This window comes from Blastococcus saxobsidens, assembly GCF_002938435.1.
GTDB lineage: Bacteria > Actinomycetota > Actinomycetes > Mycobacteriales > Geodermatophilaceae > Blastococcus > Blastococcus saxobsidens.
The window spans coordinates 19,761-37,597 of record NZ_POQT01000019.1 but is presented as its reverse complement, the minus strand read 5'-3'; the positions used below and the strand labels follow the sequence as shown (position 1 = coordinate 37,597).

The window sequence follows — 17,837 nt, the reverse complement described above, 5'->3', positions numbered from 1 at the left end:
GTGAGGGGGACGGGGTCCTTCCGGCGTCTACCGTGGACCCATGAGCGACGTGCCCTTCGGATTCGGCCCGCCCGACCGCGACCCCGAGCGCCGGGAGCCCGGGCGCGGCGGGGACCAGGGCGGCGGTGACCCCTTCGGCCTGGGCGCGCTGTTCGGCGGCATCGCCGGCGGCGGCTCCCCCGAGGACGTGCTCGGCAAGATGCCGCTGTTCGCCGAGCTGCAGAAGCTCATGAACTGGTCGGGCGGCCCCGTCAACTGGGACCTCGCCCGCCAGGGCGCCATCAGCGGGCTGGCGGCCGGCCACCAGCCGGCGTCCGATCCCGAGCGCTCCGGTGCGGCCGAGTCGCTGCGGCTGGCCGACCTGTGGCTGGACCAGGTGACCGAGCTGCCCTCCGGCATCGAGCGCACCGCCGCGTGGTCGCGCGTGGAGTGGGTCGAGCAGACCCTGCCCGCCTGGACTGCGCTGATCGACCCGCTGGCCGAGAAGGTCGTCGCCGCCATGACCAGCGCCCTCCCCCAGGAGGCCGCGATGTCGTTCGGGCCGATCGCCGGGATCATGGGCAGGATGGGTGGCCTGATGTTCGGCGCCCAGGTCGGGCAGGCCATGGGCAAGCTGGCCGAGGAGGTGCTCACCAGCACCGACGTCGGGCTCCCGCTCGCACCGGCCGGCACGGGGGTGCTGGTGCCGCAGAACCTCGCCGCGTTCGCCGAGGGCCTGGACCGCCCGGCCGACGAGGTGCGGCTGTTCGTCGCGCTGCGCGAGGCGGCGTCGCAGCGGCTGTTCGCCCACGTGCCGTGGCTGCGCCAGCAGCTGCAGGACGCGGTGCACGCCTACGCCCGTGGCATCTCCATCGACCGCGAGGCCATCGAGCGCGGCATCAACGAGGCGATGGCCGGCGGCATGGGCGGCATCGACCCGAGCGACCCGGAGAGCATCCAGCGGCTGCTGGGCAGCGGGGTGCTGGAGCCGGAGGAGACGCCCGAGCAGCAGATGGCGCTCCGCCGGCTGGAGACCCTGCTGGCCCTGGTCGAGGGCTGGGTGGACACCGTCGTCGCGGCGGCCGCCGCCGACCGGCTCCCCGGTCATGCGGCGCTCGCCGAGACCATGCGCCGTCGGCGCGCCTCCGGTGGACCCGCCGAGCAGACCTTCGCCACACTCGTGGGGCTCCAGCTGCGTCCCCGACGACTGCGGGACGCCGCCACGGTGTGGGGCGCCATGACGCAGCAGCACGGATCGGACGCCCGCGACGGGCTCTGGTCCCACCCCGACCTGCTGCCCACGTCCGACGACCTCGACGAGCCGCTGGACTTCGTCGCCCGGCAGGGGCTGGACGACGAGCTGCGGGCCCTCACCGCCGACGACGCCGAGCCGGAGAAGCCCGAGGACCAGTAGCACCCCCGGCGCCGGCCGGGTGACGTGCTGGAACGGCCCTGCTGCAGGCCCCGCCGCGAGCGTGCGAGCGGTGGGGAGCAGTAAGAGGACCCCCTCCCCCTCAGCCCTCGCCCGCTCCGGCCGAGCCTCTGGAGGGGGCCGTCAGTCCACGTCGTCGGGCGTGGGCTCCTGCCCGGCCGCACCGGCCGTGGCGGCGAGCTCCACGCCCTCGAGGAAACCGCGGGCGCGCTCCGCCCGCGGATAGCGGGCGACCAGCGCCCAGAAGCGCTCGTCGTGGCCCGGCTCGAGCAGGTGCACCAGCTCGTGCACCAGCACGTAGTCGACGACGTAGTCGGGCATCGACTGCAGCCGGCTGGACAACCGGATGCTGCGATCGGCCGGGGTGCAGGAACCCCAGCGGCGGTGCTGGTTGTCGACCCACCGGACGCCGGCCGGCTCCGCCAGCCCGTCGAGGTAGGCCGCCGACAGCGATCGTGCTCGGGCCATCAGCTCGTTGTCCCCGCCCAGCGAGCGCTTGCGGCGCTCCTCACGAGTGCGCAGCTTGGCGACCATCTGGGCCACCCAGCGCTGCTCCTCGGCGGGGCTGAACGCCGCCGGGATCAGCACGACGGTGCGCCCCATCTCCCGGTAGGCGGTCACCGTGCGGCGACGGCGGGGGCTGCGCCGGACCTCCACGACATCGCCGTCCGCCGGTTCTGGCAGGGCGGTGGCATCGGGCGGGGTCGCGGGCACGGAGGAACCGTAAGACACCCGACCGGCGTCGCGCCTGCGCGCGGACACCCTCTCGGGTGCAGGTCGCACGGACGGTGGACACGACCGCGTCTCCAGACGGTGACGACGGAGCGCCACCCTCCCGTCCACAAGCCGGATGGGGGCATCCCCGCAGTTCCACGGCGCGTCCACGGCTGCGGAGCGCGAGGTGTCCCCCGGCCGTCCCCCGGCCACGCACAGCGACACGCCTGCTCCTCCCCATCGCGTCCACAGGTCTGTCCACAGCTGTGGGTGACGCAGTGCGACCGACGGCCCGGCGGCGGGTGGGCGGCTACGCCGCCGACGGCATCGAGCGGGGTCCGCCCGGGTAGCGTGCTCGCGCAACGGCGCCCGGCGTGCGAGCCGGAGCGCCCCGGAGACGAGGAGATCCCGTGGCGGAGAGCTACAACGGCTACTGCGTGAAGTGCAAGGAGAAGCGCGACTTCGACGGTGAGGTCAAGGTCAGCGAGTCCGGTCGCCGGATGGCGCAGGGCACCTGCCCCGTCTGCGGCACCAAGATGAACCGGATCCTCGGCAAGGCCTGAAGAAGGACCACCCTCCTACCCACGCCTCGCACGCTCGGCGCGGGCCCCGGGAGGGTGGCCGCCCCGGCACCTCACGACGGCGGCGTCCTGCCTGGACGCCGCCGTTCGCCGTTCCGGACCTGTGGAGAACCCCGCGTCCCCCGGTCGCGGCTGCGACGCTGCCTCCGTGATCGAGAACGCCCATCCCCTGCTCCCCGCGGCCACCCCGCTGCTGCACGGCGACGGGGACACCGTGCAGGTCGGGGGCGTCGACTCCACCGACGGGGTGCTCCTCGACCCGGCCGGGGACCTGCCCGCGGTGCTGCGGGGCCTGGACGGCAGGCGGTCCCAGCGCGCGGTTCGGGCGGAGGCGGCCGGTGCGGGGCTCGACCCCCGGCTCGTCGACGCCGCCCTCGACGCCCTGCGCCGGGCCGACCTGCTCACCGATCTCGACCCCACCGACCTGCTCGCTGTCGGTGCGGGCCCGGCCGCCGTCGCGCGGGCGGCCGTCGAGCTTCCCGCGGCGGTCCGGTCGCCGCGGTCGGCCGTGTGGCGCGCCCGCGGGCTGTCCGCCGTCGTCGTCGACGGCGCGACGCGGGTGGGCACACCCCTGGCAGCCGTGCTGTCGGCCAGCGGTGTCGGGCGGGTCGTGGTCCGCGACACCGGCGTGGTGACGGCGGCCGATGCCGTCGTCGGCGGGCTGACCGCGGACGACGAGGGACGGCCGCGGGCGCTCGCCGCCGCAGATGCGGTGCGCCGGGTGAACCCGGCGGCCGACCTGCGCGCGCTTCCGCCCGGGACCGTGCCGGACCTCACCGTGCTCACCCGGCCGTGGGCGGCGTCGGACCCGGTCGTGGCCGGCCGGGCGGACGACGGCGCGCACCTGGTGGCCACGGTCCGGGGCGAGATCGGCATCGTCGGCCCCCTCGTGGTGCCCGGTGCGACGAGCTGCCTGCGCTGCGCCGACCTGCACCGGCGGGACTGCGACTCCCGCTGGCCACGCCTGGCCGCCCAGCTCACGGCGGCGGAGGCGCCGGCCAGCGGCTCGACGGCCACCTGCCTGCTCACCGCCCTGCTGGCCGCCAACCAGGTGCTGGCCTACCTGGACGGGGCCGGCGCACCTGTGACCCTCGGCGCCACCGTCGAGGTGCGCCCACCCGACCTGGTCCCGCGGCTGCGCCGATGGCCTGCGCATCCGTCCTGCGGGTGCGGCGCCATGGACGCCGACGTGGTCCCCCCGGGAGGGGACGATCCGGCTCCTCCCGGCGCGACGCCCTCCGGGCAGGCGACAATGGGCCGCTGAGCGAGCTCACGGGCTCACCGCACACGACACGGCGCCGCTCCGGCGGGTCGCCGGCGAGGAGGACGCGTGAGTGACGAGCGACCGGTGATGCCACGGGGATCGGTGGCGCGCAGCGCGCGCCTGGCGTCCCTGCCCCTGGGCGCCGCCGGCCGGGCCACGCTCGGCCTGGGCAAGCGGCTCTCCGGGCAGTCGGCGGAGACGGTGAACGCCGAGCTGCAGCAGCGCACCGCCGAGCAGCTCTTCGCCGTCCTCGGCCAGCTCAAGGGCGGGGCCATGAAGCTCGGCCAGACGCTGTCGGTGTTCGAGGCGGCGGTCCCGGAGGAGATGGCGGCGCCGTACCGGGAGGCGCTGACCAAGCTGCAGGAGGCAGCACCGCCGATGCCCGTGCGGACCGTGCACGCGGTCCTCGCCCAGCAGCTGGGTGGGACGTGGCGGCAGCGCTTCAAGGAGTTCGACGACGCACCGGCGGCCGCGGCGAGCATCGGGCAGGTGCACCGGGCGACGTGGCGGGACGGTCGCGATGTCGCGGTCAAGATCCAGTACCCCGGCGCGGGTACCGCGCTGATGGCCGACCTCAACCAGCTGGCCCGGTTCGCGCGCCTGTTCTCGACGCTGTTCCCGGGGCTGGACGTCAAGCCGCTCATCGCCGAGCTGAAGGCACGGGTGATCGAGGAACTGGACTACGGCCTGGAGGCCGACGCGCAGCGCGCCTTCGCCGCCGCCTATGCCGGGGACGCGGAGATCGCGGTGCCGCGGGTGGTGGCCAGCGCGCCGAAGGTCGTGGTCTCCGAGTGGCTCGAGGGCACGCCGCTGTCCCGGATCATCGCCGGCGGTTCGCGCGAGCAGCGGGACCGCGCGGGGCGGCTGCTGGCGGTGCTGCACTTCTCGGGCCCGCAGCGCGCCGGGCTCCTGCACGCGGACCCGCACCCGGGCAACTTCCGGCTGGTCCCGGACGGGCGCCTGGGCGTCATCGACTTCGGCGCGACCGCCCGGCTGCCCGACGGGCACCCGGAGCCGATCGGCCGGCTGCTGCGCTGGGCGCTGGCCGGGCGGGCCGCCGAGGTGCTGGCCGACCTCCGTTCGGAGGGCTTCGTGCGGCCTGGGGTCGACATCGACCCCGAAGGCGTCCTGGACTACCTGCGACCGCTGCTCGAGCCGGTCGCCGGACCCCGCTTCCACTTCACGCGAACCTGGATGCAGGAGCAGGCGGCGCGCATCGCCGACCCGCGCACCGAGGCCAACCGCCTCGGCCGCCAGCTGAACCTGCCGCCGGCGTACCTGCTGATCCACCGGGTGACGATCGGGTCGATCGGCGTGCTCTGCCAGCTCGACGCCGCCGCCGACTGGCGTGCGGTGCTCGAGGAGTGGCTGCCCGGCTTCGCGGACTGAGCGTCACGATCCTCCGGACTGCGCCACGTCGCGGTGTGGTCGTGCCGAGTGGGGCCCGGAGGGCTCCGCGCAGGCAGGACGGACGCGCTCCACGTGACGGGGACGGCACGTGGTCGCGGTGCGGTCCGGAGGATCGCCGTGTGTTCAGTAGACGGCGGCGCTGGCGCGGGCGGCCCGGCGGACCGCGCGCTCGGCCCGACGGTTGGCCCGTCGCGCCAGGTAGAGACGCCGGGCGCGCGTGGCGGCCTGGGCCTCGGCCTGCAGCTCGGCGAATCTGCTGCGGGCCATCTCGTGCTCGATGGAGTACATCGCTGGTTCCTTTCCCGTGCTGAGGGACTGTCGGTCACTGGCTCCGGGGCTCACGCGGCGACCACCTTCCGGGGGCGGCCACGCGGCCGCTTCCGGGCGATGACCGCGCCCCGCTCGAAGATCTCGCCGCCCCAGACGCCCCACGGCTCCGCGCGGTCGAGCGCGCCGGCCAGGCACGACTGGCGCACCGGGCAGTCGCCGCAGAAGCCCTTGGCGAGCTCGAGCTCGCTCGGGTTCTCGGCGAACCACAGGTCGGGGTCCTCCACCCGGCACGGCAGCGGAAGCCGCACCGGGGCGGGTGACAGGGGCGGGCGAGGCCGTCCCCGGTGGGGCGGGTGGGGAAAGGTCGGCGTCGGTCCCCCGGTCCGGGGGAGCCCGGGTCGGCGGTGGGACGTCGGGCGGTCGATCGTCTGCTGCACTGCCGCTCCTCCTCGTACTCGTCTGGTACGGCCGGCGGGGGCCCGCCGACCGAAGTCGGGCCGGGTGCCGCGGAGGAAGCAAAGAGGCCGCGGATCCCGGGTTCGGGTTCCGCGGCCTCGAGGAGGACCGGTCGAGCGCTAGCTCTGCGGTCTCCCCGAGGGGTGGATCCCGAGGGTGGTGCCGTCGTTCGTGGGCAGGTAGCTGGGTGCGATGAAGCGCTCGGCGATCGGCGCGTGCACGCGACGCCGGCCGACGACGAGGGCGTCGGTGCGGGCGGTGGCGAGCGAGGCGGTCACCGGAGCGGTGCGCTCGCAGGCGACAGCGGGCAGGCCGGTCCCCTGCAACGGAGCGGCGGCGCCGGACAGGGCGGAGCCGATCGTGCGCACGTCAGCGCCGCCCAGGCCGAGGAGATCGGCGGACGGGGCAGTCCACGTCGTGGTGATCATCGAAATGCCCCTCCTTCCTCGGTCGGCGTCCCGGCCGACGGCCGGGCTCGCACGGGGGTGCAACTCGTGTGGTCAGGACCATAGGGTCCTGCTCAGAACCGGTCAAACGAATTAACCGGACTTCCTCCGGACGGGCTCCTGGGCGTGCCGGGACCCGCCTGTCGTCGCACTCGGCGACGGCCCGGAGCCGCTCAGCCGCTGACCGCGGCCAGCACGTCCTCGCCGTAGAGCTCGAGCTTCTTGGCGCCGATGCCGGGCAACCCGGCCAGCTCCCGCAGGTTCGCCGGCCGGCTCTCGGCGATCGCCTGCAGGGTGGCGTCGGTGAAGACGACGTAGGCCGGCACCGACGCCGACTGCGCCGCCTGGCTGCGCCAGGTCCGCAGCCGCTCGAACAGCTCGCCGGCCTCGCCCTCGAGCACCACCTTGGGCCGCTTGGCCGGCCGCCGGGCGGGCGGTGCGGTGGGCCCGGACTCCGGCGCGAGGCCGGTGAGGAACTGGCTGCGCGGCCGGGAGCGGCGCCCACCGGGGTTGCGCGACAGGGACCAGGACAGGGTCAGCTGCTCCCGGGCCCGGGTGATGGCGACGTAGAGCAACCGCCGCTCCTCCTCGACGGCGTCGGGCTTGCTGAACGACTGCGCGATCGGCAGCACGCCCTCGACGAGGCCGACGACGAACACGACGTCCCACTCCAGGCCCTTGGCCGCGTGCATCGAGGCGAGGGTGACGCCCTGGACGGTGGGCGCGTGCTGCTGGTCGGCCCGCTCGGCGAGGTGGGTGACGAAGCCGGCGAGGTCCAGCGAGGGGTTCTCCGCCACCAGGTCGACGGCGAGATCGACCAGCGCGGCCAGCGACTGCCAGCGGTCGCGTGCCGCGCCGCCCGGCGGTGGCCGGTGCTCGGCCCAGCCGGTGGAGGCGAGGACGTCACGGACTGCGGGGACGAGCATCCCGGGGTCGTTGCCGCCGGCCGCCGCACCGCGCAGCAGCAGGACGGCCTCGCGGACCTCGGGCCGCTCGAAGAAGCGCTCGCCGCCCTTGAGCACGTACGGCACGCCCGCCGCGGCCAGTGCGTTCTCGTAGACCTCCGACTGCGCGTTGATGCGGAACAGCACGGCGATCTCCGCCGCGGGCAGGCCCTCGTCGATGAGCGCCCGGCAGCGGGCGGCGACCGCGGCCGCCTCGGCGGGCTCGTCGGGGTACTCGGCGAACCGGGGCTCGGCGCCTTCGGGTCGCTGACCGAGCAGCCGCAGCCCGGGCAGCCCCTTCCGCCGGGGAGCCATGCCGATGAGCTTGTTCGCCAGGCCCACCACCTGGGGGGTGGACCGGTAGTCGCGTTCGAGCTTGACCACCTCGGCGTCGGGATAGCGGTCGGCGAAGCCGAGCAGGTAGTCGGGGTTGGCGCCGGTGAACGAGTAGATCGTCTGGTTCGGGTCGCCGACGACGCAGAGCTCGGCGCGGCCGCCGAGCCAGGCGTCGAGCAGCCGCTGCTGGAGGGGGTTGACGTCCTGGTACTCGTCGACGACGAAGTGCCGGTACTGGGCGCGCACCTGCCGGGCGACGTCCTGGTGCTCCTCCAGCGCGTAGGCGGTGACGAGCAGCAGGTCCTCGAAGTCCAGCGATCCGTCGCGCTGCTTGGCCGATTCGTAGCTCTCGTAGACCGCCGCCACCGCGGCCGGCTCGAACGGCGTGTCCCGCCCGGCCGCCTTCGCCCGCGCCGCGTAGTCCTCCGGCGTGGCCAGGGTGGTCTTGGCCCACTCGATCTCGCTGGCGAGGTCGCGCAGGCTCGTGCGGTCGGTGGTGAGGCGGTTGCGGGTGGCCGCCGAGGCCACGACCCGCAGCTTGTTCTCGATCAGCGAGGGCATGGGCCCGCCGAGCACGCGCGGGGCGAAGTAGCGGAGCTGGCGCATGGCGGCGGCGTGGAAGGTGCGCGCCTGCACCCCGCCGACGCCCAGCCCGGCCAGCCGGGACCGCAGCTCACCGGCGGCGCGGGCGGTGAACGTCACCGCCAGCACCTGCTCGGGGACGTAGGTGCCGGTGTGCACGCCGTAGGCGATCCGGTGGGTGATCGTGCGGGTCTTGCCCGTGCCCGCGCCGGCGAGGATGCAGACCGGGCCCGACACCGCCTGCGCCGCCGTGCGCTGCTCGTCGTCGAGGCCGCTGAGCACGGCCTCCGCCTCCGCCTGCGACATCGCCGCCACCCCTCCTCGCCTCGCCCCACGCACCCGACCCCGTCGGCCGGTGCCGATCCTCCCAGCCCGTGCCGACACCGGCGGGAAGCATCCCCAGGGGCGCAGCGTTCTCGATCACTGCAGCACGCCACCCCGCACCGGGGCTGGACCCACCCGGCACGAACAGGGAGACTCCCCGCGATGACCACGACCCCCGGCGCCGCCGTCACCATGTACACCACCAGCTGGTGCGGGTACTGCGTGCGGCTCAAGAAGCTCATGCAGCGCGAGGGCATCGAGTTCGCCGAGGTCGACATCGAGAACGACGCGTCCGCCGCCGACCTGGTCATGCAGGCCAACGGCGGGAACCGGACCGTCCCGACGCTGCTGTTCACCGACGGCACGGCTCTGACGAATCCGAGCATCGACCAGGTCAAGGCGCAGCTCGCGCACCAACCGGAGGCGTGAGCACCCGTGGTCCCCGGTCCCCGGCCGTCCGACGAGCGCGACGGGCCAGCCCCCACCGTCCCGGCCGTCGATCGCTCCCCGGGGGTGGCGCTGGCCCGCACGGCTAGGGGCTGGGCCGTCATCCCGGTGCCCGGCTCGACCACCGGAGAGCTGGTCGGGGACGTCGTCGAGGGCATGACGCTGGCCGACCTGGTGGCCGACGAGCTGGGGGGGCTCCCCGAGCCGGACCGCGACGCCCGGCGGTCCGCCCGCGGCCCCTCCGGCGTACCGGGCGACACCGACCCGGTCGACGTCCGCGTCGCCGCGCTGGAGCGCACGATCGCCCAGCTGGAGCACGCCCTCGCCTCGCGGGTCTCCACGGAGCGGGCGATCGGCGTCCTCGCCGAACGGCACGGGACGAGCCTGCGCGCGGCGTTCGAGGAGCTGCGCCGGCAGGCGCGCACCGCGGGGCGCCCGGTCGTCGACCTCGCCCGCGAAGTGCTCGACGGGCTGACCGGCGAGGCGTCGGCCGCCGTCGGGGCTGCCGCCCCGGTCGTCGTCCCCACCACCGTCCTGCGGCCCCAGCCGGCGCCGCAGGACGTCGTCGCCGCAGCGGACGGCCGGTCCTGACCCGGCCGGAGCCGCTCTCCCCCGAGGCCCTGGCCGACCGCCTCGCCGCCCTGCTGGCCGCCACCCCCGCCGAACCGGGTGCCGCTGCGCTGCGGGTGGCCGTCGACGGGCCCGAGGTCGCCGCGCCCGAGCAGCTCGCCGAGGCGGTCGCCGCACGCCTGCCGGCGCTGGGGCGGGGCGCCGTCGTCGTCCCGGCGACCGGTTTCTACCGGCCCGCCTCCCTGCGCCTGGAGCATGGCCGGACAGACCCCGACGCGCGGTACACCGACTGGCTGGACGTCGGAGCACTCAACCGCGAGGTCCTCGGCCCCCTCGGACCGGGCGGGAGCGGCGAGTACCTGCCGGTGCTGTGGGATCTCGCCCGGGACCGCGCCTCGCGACTCCCCCGCCGGCCGGCACCCCCGGGCGCCGTGGTGCTCGTGCCGGGAGCGCTGCTGCAGGGGGTGGGCCTCGTGCTGGACGTCGTGGTGCACCTGCGAGTGAGCCCGGCCGCCCGCCGGCGCCGGACCCGGCCCGAGGACGCGTGGACGCTGCCCGCCTTCGACCGCTACGACGACGAGGTCGACCCCGCAGGGCTGGCAGACGCCGTCGTGCTGGCCGACCACCCCGACCGGCCGGCGCTGGTGCTCGCCGGCCGATTCGGTGGCTGAGGATCAGCCGAGCTCGTCGTTCACCCAGAGGTCGAGGATGTGCCGGGCGATGGAGATCGACGGCGGGATCACGAGCCGGCCGTCGGGAGTGCGCAGCTCGTCGCGGGTGAACCAGCGCGCCTCCGCGATCTCGGTGGGATCGACCCGGATCTCCCGCGCGCCGTCGACACGGGCGACGAACCCGAGCATCAGCGACTGCGGGAACGGCCACGGCTGGCTGGCGACGTAGCGCACGTCGGTCACCCGGAGGCCGACCTCCTCCTCGACCTCGCGGGCGACGGCCATCTCGGCCGACTCCCCCGGCTCCACGAAGCCGGCGAGGATGGAGAAGCGCCCGGGCGGCCAGACCGCCTGCCGCCCGAGGACGACGCGGTCGGCCCCGTCGTGGACGAGCATGATCACGGCGGGGTCCACGCGCGGGAAGAACTCGGTCCCGGTGGACGGGTCGCGCTGCGTCCAGCCGGCGCGCTCCACCGTGGTCGGCTCGCCGGTCAGCGGGCTGAACCGGTGCCTGTCGTGCCACTCGAGGATGCCCACGGCCTCGGCGAGCAGACCGGCGTCGAGGTCGCCCAGCTCGGCGCCCACGTCGCGCAGGCCGGCCCAGAGGTCGACGGCCCGCCCGTTGACGGTCAGCGCACGCTCGCCGCGGACCGCGGCGTAGGGCACGCCGTCGGCCTCGCCCAGGTACACCGCCCCGGTGGGCAGCTCGGGCCGTTCGTCCCAGACCAGGACCGGCCCGGACGGACCCTCCTGCACCGGGACGGTGCGCTGCGCGTCGACCGTCAGGACGCGCACCGGCCGCCCGCGTGCCGGGTCGGGCAGCAACCGGGCCAGGTGGGCCCGGTCGTGCGCGGTCCGCGAGAGCAGCGGCCGGCGCCCGTCGCCGCCGGTCATACCGGCTCGCCGCTCCCGGTCACCGTGACCGTGACCGTGACCGGAGCCAGGGTGCCCAGCTCGTCGGCGACCCGGCCGGCGTCACCGACGACGACGGTCGTCAGCTTCTCCGGGGCCAGGTACCGGGCGGCCGCCTCCCGCACCTGGTCGACGGTGACGGCCGCCAGGTCCTGCTGGTGCGTGCGCAGCCAGTCGGCCGGGAGACCGGCGCCGAGGAGGGCCGACACCGTGCTGGCCAGCCCCGCGTGCGTGGCCGTGGACAGCGCCATGCTGCCGAGGACGTACCGGCGGGCGGCGTCGAGCTCGGCCTCGGAGACCGGGGTGAGCGCGATCCGGCCCAGCTCGTAGACCGTCTCCAGCAGCGCCGCGCCGGTGACCTCGGTCGCCACGTCGGCCTCCACCAGGAACGACGACGTCGCCCGCTGGTGGTCGATGGCGCTGCGCGGGCTGTAGCTGTAGCCCTTGTGCTCGCGGATGTTCTCCACCAGCCGGGAGGAGAAGTACCCGCCGTAGATCATCGCGGCGAGGCGGGCGGCGGGCAGGTCGGCGTCGGTGCGCCGCGGCGCGGGGCCGCCCAGGCGCAGGTTGGACTGCACCGCCCCCGGGCGGTCGACGATCTCGATGCCCGCCGGCCGCAGCTCGGTGACCGGCGGGGCCTCCACGGCCTTGCCGCTGCCGGTCCAGCCCTCGAGCGCGGCGGCGACGGTGTCGGTCGCGGCGCGCGGGTCGAGGTCGCCGACGAGCACGAGGATGCTCCCGGCGGGCAGCACCCGTTCCCGGTGCAGCCGCCGCAGGGCAGGTGCGCGCACGGCCGAGACCAGCTCGGCGTCGGGCAGCCCGATCGCGTACGGGTGGGAGCCGAACCGCCGGGTGGCCAGGGCCGACCGGGCGATGGTGCCCGGCTGGCTGCGGGCGATGGCGATCCGCTCGGCCAGCCGGTCCCGCTCGCCGTCGACCTGACCGGCCGGGTAGGAGGCCGCGGTGAGCAGCTCGGCGAGGACGCCGAGCACCGGGCCCAGCCCGGTGGGCAGCAGCGTGGTGGCGAACAGCAGCCGGTCGGCGTCGGTGGCCACCGACATCTCCGCGCCGTGGCTCTGCAGCAGCTGCGCGATCCCGGTCTGGTCGTGCTGCTGCGTGCCGAGCAGGACCGCCCCGGAGAGGACGGCGCCGCGAGCGGCGTGCACCCCGGCGTTGCGTGCGTTGGCCGCGGCGAACGGCACGCGCAGCCGCAGCTCCACCAGCGGCACACCCGGGCGCGGCACGACGACGAGACGCAGGCCGTTGGGCAGCGTCGTCTCCTCGGCGACGGGCACCGGCTGCGGCCGGGGCTCGCCCAGCGGCGGGATGAGGTTCGGCCGGCTGCCGGTCATCGGGCGCCCCCTGCCGGTCGCAGTTCGAGCATGGCGACGGTGCCTGGATCCAGGCCGCGGGCGGCGACCTGCACCGCCTCGGGGGTCACCGCGGCGAGCCGCGCGGCCAGCTCACCGGCCAGCTCGGCGCGCCCGTGGATGAGCTCGGCGGCCGCGAAGGACAGCGTGCGGCCCAGGATCGAGTCCGCCTGCTGGAGCAGCTGGGCCTCGGTGCGCGCCTGGACCCGGCGCAGCTCCTCGGCGTCGACCCCGTCGGCCGCGATGCGGGCGATCTCCTCGTGCACCGCGGCGGTCACCCGCTCGGCCGGGACGCCGGCCGGGTGGTGGACCTGGGTGGTGAACAGGGTGGCGTCGCGGACGTCGCACGGGTCGCCGAACATGCCCACGTAGCTGCTCTGGGCGATCGCGATCCGGTCCCCGTGGACGAGCCGGCGCTCCAACCGCGAGGCGTCGCCCTCGCTGAGGACCTCGGCCAGCAGCACGGAGCCGAGGTAGGTGTCGAAGTCGCCGACCGGGTCGGGCACCCGCCAGCCGAGCGCCAGCGCCGGGGCGGGGGCCAGCGGATCCTCGACCACGGCGGAGCGCACGGTGGTGGGCGACGGCTCGCCGGTGGGCGGGAGGGGTGGCACGTCGCGCGCCGGGACGGGCCCGAACCAGCGGCGGACCAGCTTCTCGGTCTCGCCGACGTCGAGGTCACCGCCGATGCACAGCACCGCGTTGCCCGGGGCGTAGTACCGGGAGAAGAAGTCGGTGGCGTCGTCGACGGTGGAGGACTCCAGGTCGACGAAGGACCCGTAGCCGTCGTGGGTGTTGGCGAAGCTGTCGAAGGCGATCTCGGGAAGCTGCAGCCAGGGAAAGGCGCCGTAGGGCCGGTTGAGCACGTTGACCCGGATCTCCTCCTTCACGACGTCGATCTGGTTGCGGAGGTTCTCCTCGGTGATCGCCGGCGCCGCCATGCGGTCGGCCTCGAGGAACAGGGCGCGCTCCAGCGCCTCGGCGGGCAGCGCCTGGAAGTAGTTCGTGTAGTCCTGGTGCGTGGACCCGTTGAAGGTGCCGCCGGCGGCCTGGACGAGGCGGGCGTGCTCCATCTTCGCGACGTTGGCCGACCCCTGGAACATCAGGTGCTCGAAGAGGTGGGCGAAGCCGGTGCGGCCCTCGGGTTCGTTGCGCATCCCGACGTCGTAGTAGACGCTCACCGCCACCACCGGCACGCTGCGGTCAGGAGCGAGGACGACCCGCAGGCCGTTCTCCAGCGTGAACCGTTCGATCGGGTGCCGCAGGGTCAGTTCGGTACCAGCTGCAGTCACGCATCCGACAGTAGCCGCGGGCGGCCGACCGCCGCCCTGCGGTGCACCCGTCGGGGGTGGGCCGCCGGCTCACCTCGCGGGGTCCTGGCTCACGGTCGACGGTGAGCCAGCACCCTCCATGACCAGGTCGCCTGATCATCAAGCAGCCGTCACAGCACGTCGATGTCCTCGAGGACGCGGTCGATGACGCCGTAGAGCTCCGCGTGCGTGTTGGGGATGGAGATGTACACCAGCGCCGGGGCCGGTCGGCCGACGTCGATCAGCAGCAGCGCGGCCCGCTCCCCCGTGGCGTCGTAGCCCTCGACGTCCCAGGTCAGCGTGAACTCGACGAGATGGGCAGCGCGCCCGTCGACGGTGCGCGCCTCGTCGCGCAGCACCTCGCGCTCGTTGGGGCCCGGGTAGTAGTTGCCGCGCACGCTGGCCGCCAGCCGGGTCACCGTCGACTGCAGCGTCGAGGGACCGGCGTAGCCGTACTCCGCGGCCACCGGCCCGGAGGTGCACTGGCTGATGAAGATCCCGCCGTCGGGGGTGCCCTCCTGCGTCGTGAAGTACTGACCCGTCGTCTCCGTCGTCTCCAGCTGCAGGCCCAGGTCGAACTCCGACCACCCCTCCCCGAGGTAGGGGTAGGAGATCCCGGCGGCCCGGTCGGTGATCCGCACCATCCCCGACGGGAAGGCGGAGCCGCCACCCGGCTGGGACGGGACGGCGCTGGTCGACGGCGCCGCCGTGCGGTCGGACCGGTCCCCGTCCGGTCGCAGGGCGAGCAGCGTGCCGACCACGGCACCGACCAGGACGACGACCGCCACGAGGGCGATCCACACCGCCGACCGGCGGGGCGTCCGGCCGGTCTCCGCCTGATCCGCCGGGGACAGCTCGACCTCACGGTGCTGGGCGGCGCCGGGAGCGGTGCGCACCGCGACCCCGGGACCGGACGGCATCATGACGTCGGACCAGGTACCGCCGTCCCACCAGCGCACCATGCCGGGGGCGCCACCGGGATCGGGGTACCAGCCCGGCGGAGGGGTCTGCCCGGCTCCGGTCACGCCGTCAGCCTAGGTCGTCCCCCACGACCGCTCCCCCTCCCGGAGGTCCTGTGCAGCACGCGTCCCCCGACGTGGACGTGGTCCGCCGACTTCGGGTAGCCGGGTGCGTGTTCGCCGAGGACGAGGCGCAGCTGCTCGCCGTCGCGGCCACCGACCGGCAGGAGCTCGACCGGCTGGTCGAGCGACGGGTGGCCGGGACGCCGCTGGAGGTGCTCCTGGGCTGGGCGGAGTTCTGCGGGCTGCGGATCGCCGTCGCTGCCGGGGTGTTCGTCCCCCGCCGGCGCACCGAGGCGCTGGTGCTCGAGGCGGCGGCGCTCGCCCGGCCCGGCTCGGTCGTCGTCGACCTGTGCTGCGGAACGGGTGCGGTGGGAGCGGCCCTCCGCGCGGCCGTGCCGGGCATCGACCTGCACGCGTCCGACGTCGAGCCCGCGTCGGTGGCCTGCGCGCGGACGAACCTGCCCGGCGCCCTGGTGCACCAGGGCGACCTGTTCGACGCACTGCCGGACGGGCTCCGCGGCCGGGTCGCCGTCCTCACCGCCAACGTGCCGTACGTGCCCACCGACGCCGTCGCGCTCATGCCGCCGGAGGCCCGCGACCACGAGCCCCGGACGGCGCTCGACGGCGGGCCGGACGGGCTCGCGCTCGCCCGCCGCGTCGCCGCCGGTGCCCCCGACTGGCTCGCGCCCGGCGGCTCGCTGCTGTTCGAGTGCAGCGAGGGCCAGGCCGCCGCCGCGCTCGAGACGGTCACCGCCGCCGGTCTGCAGGCCCGGCTGGTCACCGACGACGAGCGGGCCGCCACCGTCGTCGTCGGGACGCTCCCCTAGCTGCGGCGAGCGGCCAGCTCCCGCCAGAGGTGCGCCGCCGCCTCGGCGCCGCGGTAGAGCATCGGCAGCAGCACCCGCTCGTTCGGCGAGTGGATGCGGTCGGTGGGGAGACCGGCGCCGAGGAACAGCAGCGGGGCACCCAGCGCCGCCACGATCGCCGCCTCGGGACCGCTGCCGCCCTCCCGCGTGAACAGCACGTCGCCCGGGTCGGTGTCGAAGGCCTGGCCGATGGCAGCCAGCAGCGCGTCCATGTGCGGGGAGTCCAGGTCGCTGGCGCACGGCGCGACGCCCCCGGGCGGGGTGTGCACCTCCGCCTCGATGCCGGCCGGGACGTTGTCCTGGACCCAGGCGCGCAGCAGCGGTCCGACGTCCTCCGGCCGCTGGTCGGACACCAGCCGGAAGGTGACCTTGGCGTGCGCCTCGGCCGGGATGATCGTCTTGTGGCCGGGGCCGGTGTAGCCGCCCCACATGCCGTTGACCTCGGCGGTCGGGCGGGCGCCGGTGCGTTCCAGGGTGCTGTAGCCGGCCTCGCCGTACGTCGCCCGGGACGCCGCCGGGCCGGCGAGCCAGGTCTGCTCGTCGAACGGGACGCGGCTCATGAGCTCGCGCTCGCGGTCGGACAGCGAGCGGACCTTGTCGTAGAAGCCCGGGATGGTCACGCGGCCCTGGTCGTCGTGCAGCTTCGCGATCAGCTCCGCCAGGGCGTGCAGCGGATTGGGGACGGCCCCGCCGAACGAGCCCGAATGGAGGTCGACGGCGGGACCGCGCAGGGTGATCTCGGCGTCGGCGAGCCCCCGCATGGCGGTCACCGCGCTGGGCACGTCGGGAGCGGCCATGCCGGTGTCGCTGACGACGACGACGTCGCACGCCAGCCGGTCGGCCTTCTCCCGCAGCAGAGCCTCGAAGTGCGGGGAACCGGACTCCTCCTCGCCCTCGATGAGCAGCTTCACCGTGACCGCGGGGGTGTCGCGGCCGGTGGCGGCGAGGTGCGCGCGGATGCCGAGGAGGTGGAAGGCGACGTTTCCCTTGTCGTCGATGGCGCCGCGGGCGTGCAGCTCCGGGCCGTCGGGCCCCTCGACCCGAGTGGGCTCGAACGGCGGGTGCACCCACAGCTCCGGCGGGTCCACCGGCTGCACGTCGTGGTGGCCGTAGACCAGCGCGACTGGTGCGTCGGCGTCCGCCGACGGCCACTCGGCGAAGACGGCGGGCGCACCGGCGGTCGGCCAGATCTCCACGGTCGGGAAGCCGGTGCGGGTGAGCGCCTCGGCCAGCCACGCCGCGCTGGCGGCGACGTCGTCGGCGTGCGCCGGGTCCGCGGAGATCGACGGGATGCGCAGCCAGGCGCCGAGGTCGGCGTGCAGGTCGTCGAGGTGGGCGGTGACGTACTCGCGCTCGCTGGTCACGGCGTCGACCGTAGCCGCGGCCGGGGGGCCGACCACGCCCCCGTTAGCGTCGCAGCCGTGCCCGAAAGAACCGGACCGCTGCTGCGCGTGCCCCTGGACGAGGACGCCGTCGCATGGCACCGGCTGTTCGACGACCCGGAGGTCATGCGCTACATCGGTACCGGGCTCGTGCGGGACCTGCCCTGGTACGAGGCCTTCGTCGGGCGGCAGCAGCAGCTCGCACGGGACTCGGGGTTGTGCCTGTTCTCCCTCGTGGTCGACAGTGAGGTGGTCGGCTTCGCCGGGGTGCAGCCGTGGGGTGCGGACTGGGGCCCCACCGGCGAGCTGGAGATCGGCTGGCGCCTCGGGCGGGCGCACTGGGGTCGCGGTCGTGCGACGACGGCGGCGCGCGCGGTCGTCCAGCGGGCGCGCTCGGCCGGGGTGCCGCACCTGGTGGCGCTCGTGCACGAGGCGAACGCGCCGTCCCTCGCCGTGGCCCACCGGCTCGGGATGGCACCGGAGGACCTGCTCGTCTCCCCCGAGGGGCTGCGGGTCCACCAGCTGGGGCTCCGGCTCGGCAGTTGACTCCTC

19 protein-coding genes are annotated in these 17,837 nt (G+C 75.3%); 9 read left to right on the top strand and 10 right to left on the bottom strand.

Annotated elements, in window-relative coordinates; all coding sequences use genetic code 11:
- Nucleotides 1–40: 40 nt before the first annotated feature.
- Complete coding sequence (locus C5507_RS12720) at nucleotides 41–1,393, top strand: zinc-dependent metalloprotease (protein WP_104528893.1); 1,353 nt, start codon at nucleotides 41–43, stop codon at nucleotides 1,391–1,393.
- A 141-nt stretch (nucleotides 1,394–1,534) separates the two neighbouring features.
- Here the strand turns inward: C5507_RS12720 and C5507_RS12715 are convergent, their stop codons facing one another.
- Nucleotides 1,535–2,125, bottom strand: coding sequence for a M48 metallopeptidase family protein (locus C5507_RS12715; protein WP_207225813.1), 591 nt, complete (start codon nucleotides 2,123–2,125; stop codon nucleotides 1,535–1,537).
- Between the two features lie 410 nt (nucleotides 2,126–2,535).
- Between C5507_RS12715 and C5507_RS22695 the strand changes: the two genes are divergently transcribed.
- The 3 genes from C5507_RS22695 (at nucleotide 2,536) to C5507_RS12705 (ending at nucleotide 5,359) form a co-directional block, all read left to right on the top strand.
- Nucleotides 2,536–2,688 (top strand): DUF5679 domain-containing protein, encoded by a 153-nt coding sequence (locus C5507_RS22695; protein ID WP_012950213.1) that lies wholly within the window; start codon nucleotides 2,536–2,538, stop codon nucleotides 2,686–2,688.
- A 166-nt stretch (nucleotides 2,689–2,854) separates the two neighbouring features.
- A complete protein-coding gene (locus C5507_RS12710) occupies nucleotides 2,855–3,970 on the top strand; it encodes a ThiF family adenylyltransferase (RefSeq protein ID WP_104528945.1) in 1,116 nt (371 codons plus the stop codon).
- 66 nt (nucleotides 3,971–4,036) lie between these two features.
- Nucleotides 4,037–5,359: an ABC1 kinase family protein gene (locus C5507_RS12705; protein ID WP_242611140.1), complete on the top strand. Its 1,323-nt coding sequence runs from the start codon at nucleotides 4,037–4,039 to the stop codon at nucleotides 5,357–5,359.
- A gap of 144 nt (nucleotides 5,360–5,503) precedes the next feature.
- Here C5507_RS12705 and C5507_RS22690 read toward each other — a convergent pair whose 3' ends face one another.
- The 4 genes from C5507_RS22690 to C5507_RS12690 all read right to left on the bottom strand — a co-directional run bounded on the left by C5507_RS22690 (nucleotide 5,504) and on the right by C5507_RS12690 (nucleotide 8,720).
- Nucleotides 5,504–5,668 carry a hypothetical protein gene (locus tag C5507_RS22690; RefSeq protein ID WP_165400459.1) on the bottom strand — a complete coding sequence of 55 codons (165 nt, stop codon included), beginning with the start codon at nucleotides 5,666–5,668 and terminating at the stop codon, nucleotides 5,504–5,506.
- Nucleotides 5,669–5,718: 50 nt separating this feature from the next.
- On the bottom strand, nucleotides 5,719–5,934 hold the full coding sequence (locus C5507_RS23505; protein WP_278044324.1) for a WhiB family transcriptional regulator: 216 nt from the start codon (nucleotides 5,932–5,934) through the stop codon (nucleotides 5,719–5,721).
- 291 nt (nucleotides 5,935–6,225) lie between these two features.
- Nucleotides 6,226–6,534, bottom strand: coding sequence for a hypothetical protein (locus C5507_RS12695; protein ID WP_104528892.1), 309 nt, complete (start codon nucleotides 6,532–6,534; stop codon nucleotides 6,226–6,228).
- A 191-nt stretch (nucleotides 6,535–6,725) separates the two neighbouring features.
- Nucleotides 6,726–8,720 (bottom strand): ATP-dependent helicase, encoded by a 1,995-nt coding sequence (locus C5507_RS12690; protein WP_104528942.1) that lies wholly within the window; start codon nucleotides 8,718–8,720, stop codon nucleotides 6,726–6,728.
- Between the two features lie 180 nt (nucleotides 8,721–8,900).
- Between C5507_RS12690 and C5507_RS12685 the strand changes: the two genes are divergently transcribed.
- The 3 genes from C5507_RS12685 to C5507_RS12675 all read left to right on the top strand — a co-directional run bounded on the left by C5507_RS12685 (nucleotide 8,901) and on the right by C5507_RS12675 (nucleotide 10,426).
- Complete coding sequence (locus tag C5507_RS12685; RefSeq protein ID WP_104528891.1) at nucleotides 8,901–9,167, top strand: mycoredoxin; 267 nt, start codon at nucleotides 8,901–8,903, stop codon at nucleotides 9,165–9,167.
- 6 nt (nucleotides 9,168–9,173) lie between these two features.
- The gene (locus C5507_RS12680) at nucleotides 9,174–9,776 is read left to right on the top strand and encodes an ANTAR domain-containing protein (protein WP_104528890.1); all 603 of its coding nucleotides are present in this window, start codon (nucleotides 9,174–9,176) and stop codon (nucleotides 9,774–9,776) included.
- Between the two features lie 95 nt (nucleotides 9,777–9,871).
- The gene (locus tag C5507_RS12675) at nucleotides 9,872–10,426 is read left to right on the top strand and encodes a nucleoside/nucleotide kinase family protein (protein ID WP_207225815.1); all 555 of its coding nucleotides are present in this window, start codon (nucleotides 9,872–9,874) and stop codon (nucleotides 10,424–10,426) included.
- Between the two features lie 3 nt (nucleotides 10,427–10,429).
- Here the strand turns inward: C5507_RS12675 and nudC are convergent, their stop codons facing one another.
- The 4 genes from nudC to C5507_RS12655 all read right to left on the bottom strand — a co-directional run bounded on the left by nudC (nucleotide 10,430) and on the right by C5507_RS12655 (nucleotide 15,040).
- A complete protein-coding gene (gene nudC / locus C5507_RS12670; protein ID WP_104528888.1) occupies nucleotides 10,430–11,320 on the bottom strand; it encodes an NAD(+) diphosphatase in 891 nt (296 codons plus the stop codon).
- A complete protein-coding gene (locus tag C5507_RS12665; RefSeq protein ID WP_104528887.1) occupies nucleotides 11,317–12,690 on the bottom strand; it encodes a M16 family metallopeptidase in 1,374 nt (457 codons plus the stop codon). Before C5507_RS12665 ends, nudC begins: the two co-directional genes overlap by 4 nt.
- A complete protein-coding gene (locus C5507_RS12660; RefSeq protein WP_104528886.1) occupies nucleotides 12,687–13,997 on the bottom strand; it encodes a M16 family metallopeptidase in 1,311 nt (436 codons plus the stop codon). Before C5507_RS12660 ends, C5507_RS12665 begins: the two co-directional genes overlap by 4 nt.
- Before the next feature lie 149 nt (nucleotides 13,998–14,146).
- Nucleotides 14,147–15,040 carry a DUF2510 domain-containing protein gene (locus tag C5507_RS12655; protein ID WP_104528885.1) on the bottom strand — a complete coding sequence of 298 codons (894 nt, stop codon included), beginning with the start codon at nucleotides 15,038–15,040 and terminating at the stop codon, nucleotides 14,147–14,149.
- 50 nt (nucleotides 15,041–15,090) lie between these two features.
- Here C5507_RS12655 and C5507_RS12650 point away from each other — a divergent pair, with 50 nt between their 5' ends.
- Complete coding sequence (locus tag C5507_RS12650) at nucleotides 15,091–15,864, top strand: putative protein N(5)-glutamine methyltransferase (RefSeq protein WP_104528884.1); 774 nt, start codon at nucleotides 15,091–15,093, stop codon at nucleotides 15,862–15,864.
- On the opposite strand, the gene C5507_RS12645 is transcribed toward C5507_RS12650, so the two are convergent.
- Nucleotides 15,861–17,267, bottom strand: a complete 1,407-nt coding sequence (locus C5507_RS12645) for a M20/M25/M40 family metallo-hydrolase (protein WP_104528941.1) — start codon at nucleotides 17,265–17,267, stop codon at nucleotides 15,861–15,863. The two genes, C5507_RS12650 and C5507_RS12645, sit on opposite strands and share 4 nt — an antisense overlap.
- 57 nt (nucleotides 17,268–17,324) lie before the next feature.
- Between C5507_RS12645 and C5507_RS12640 the strand changes: the two genes are divergently transcribed.
- A complete protein-coding gene (locus C5507_RS12640) occupies nucleotides 17,325–17,831 on the top strand; it encodes a GNAT family N-acetyltransferase (protein ID WP_104528883.1) in 507 nt (168 codons plus the stop codon).
- The last annotated feature ends 6 nt before the right edge of the window (nucleotides 17,832–17,837 follow it).

Excerpts from the sequence above, each read along its gene's own strand:
- C5507_RS12720 (WP_104528893.1), top strand. The coding sequence starts at position 41 with ATGAGCGACGTGCCCTTCGGATTCGGCCCGCCCGACCGCGACCCCGAG.
- C5507_RS22690 (WP_165400459.1), bottom strand. The coding sequence starts at position 5,668 with ATGTACTCCATCGAGCACGAGATGGCCCGCAGCAGATTCGCCGAGCTG.
- C5507_RS12695 (WP_104528892.1), bottom strand. The coding sequence starts at position 6,534 with ATGATCACCACGACGTGGACTGCCCCGTCCGCCGATCTCCTCGGCCTG.
- C5507_RS12690 (WP_104528942.1), bottom strand. The coding sequence starts at position 8,720 with ATGTCGCAGGCGGAGGCGGAGGCCGTGCTCAGCGGCCTCGACGACGAG.
- C5507_RS12685 (WP_104528891.1), top strand. The coding sequence starts at position 8,901 with ATGACCACGACCCCCGGCGCCGCCGTCACCATGTACACCACCAGCTGG.
- nudC (WP_104528888.1), bottom strand. The coding sequence starts at position 11,320 with ATGACCGGCGGCGACGGGCGCCGGCCGCTGCTCTCGCGGACCGCGCAC.
- C5507_RS12665 (WP_104528887.1), bottom strand. The coding sequence starts at position 12,690 with ATGACCGGCAGCCGGCCGAACCTCATCCCGCCGCTGGGCGAGCCCCGG.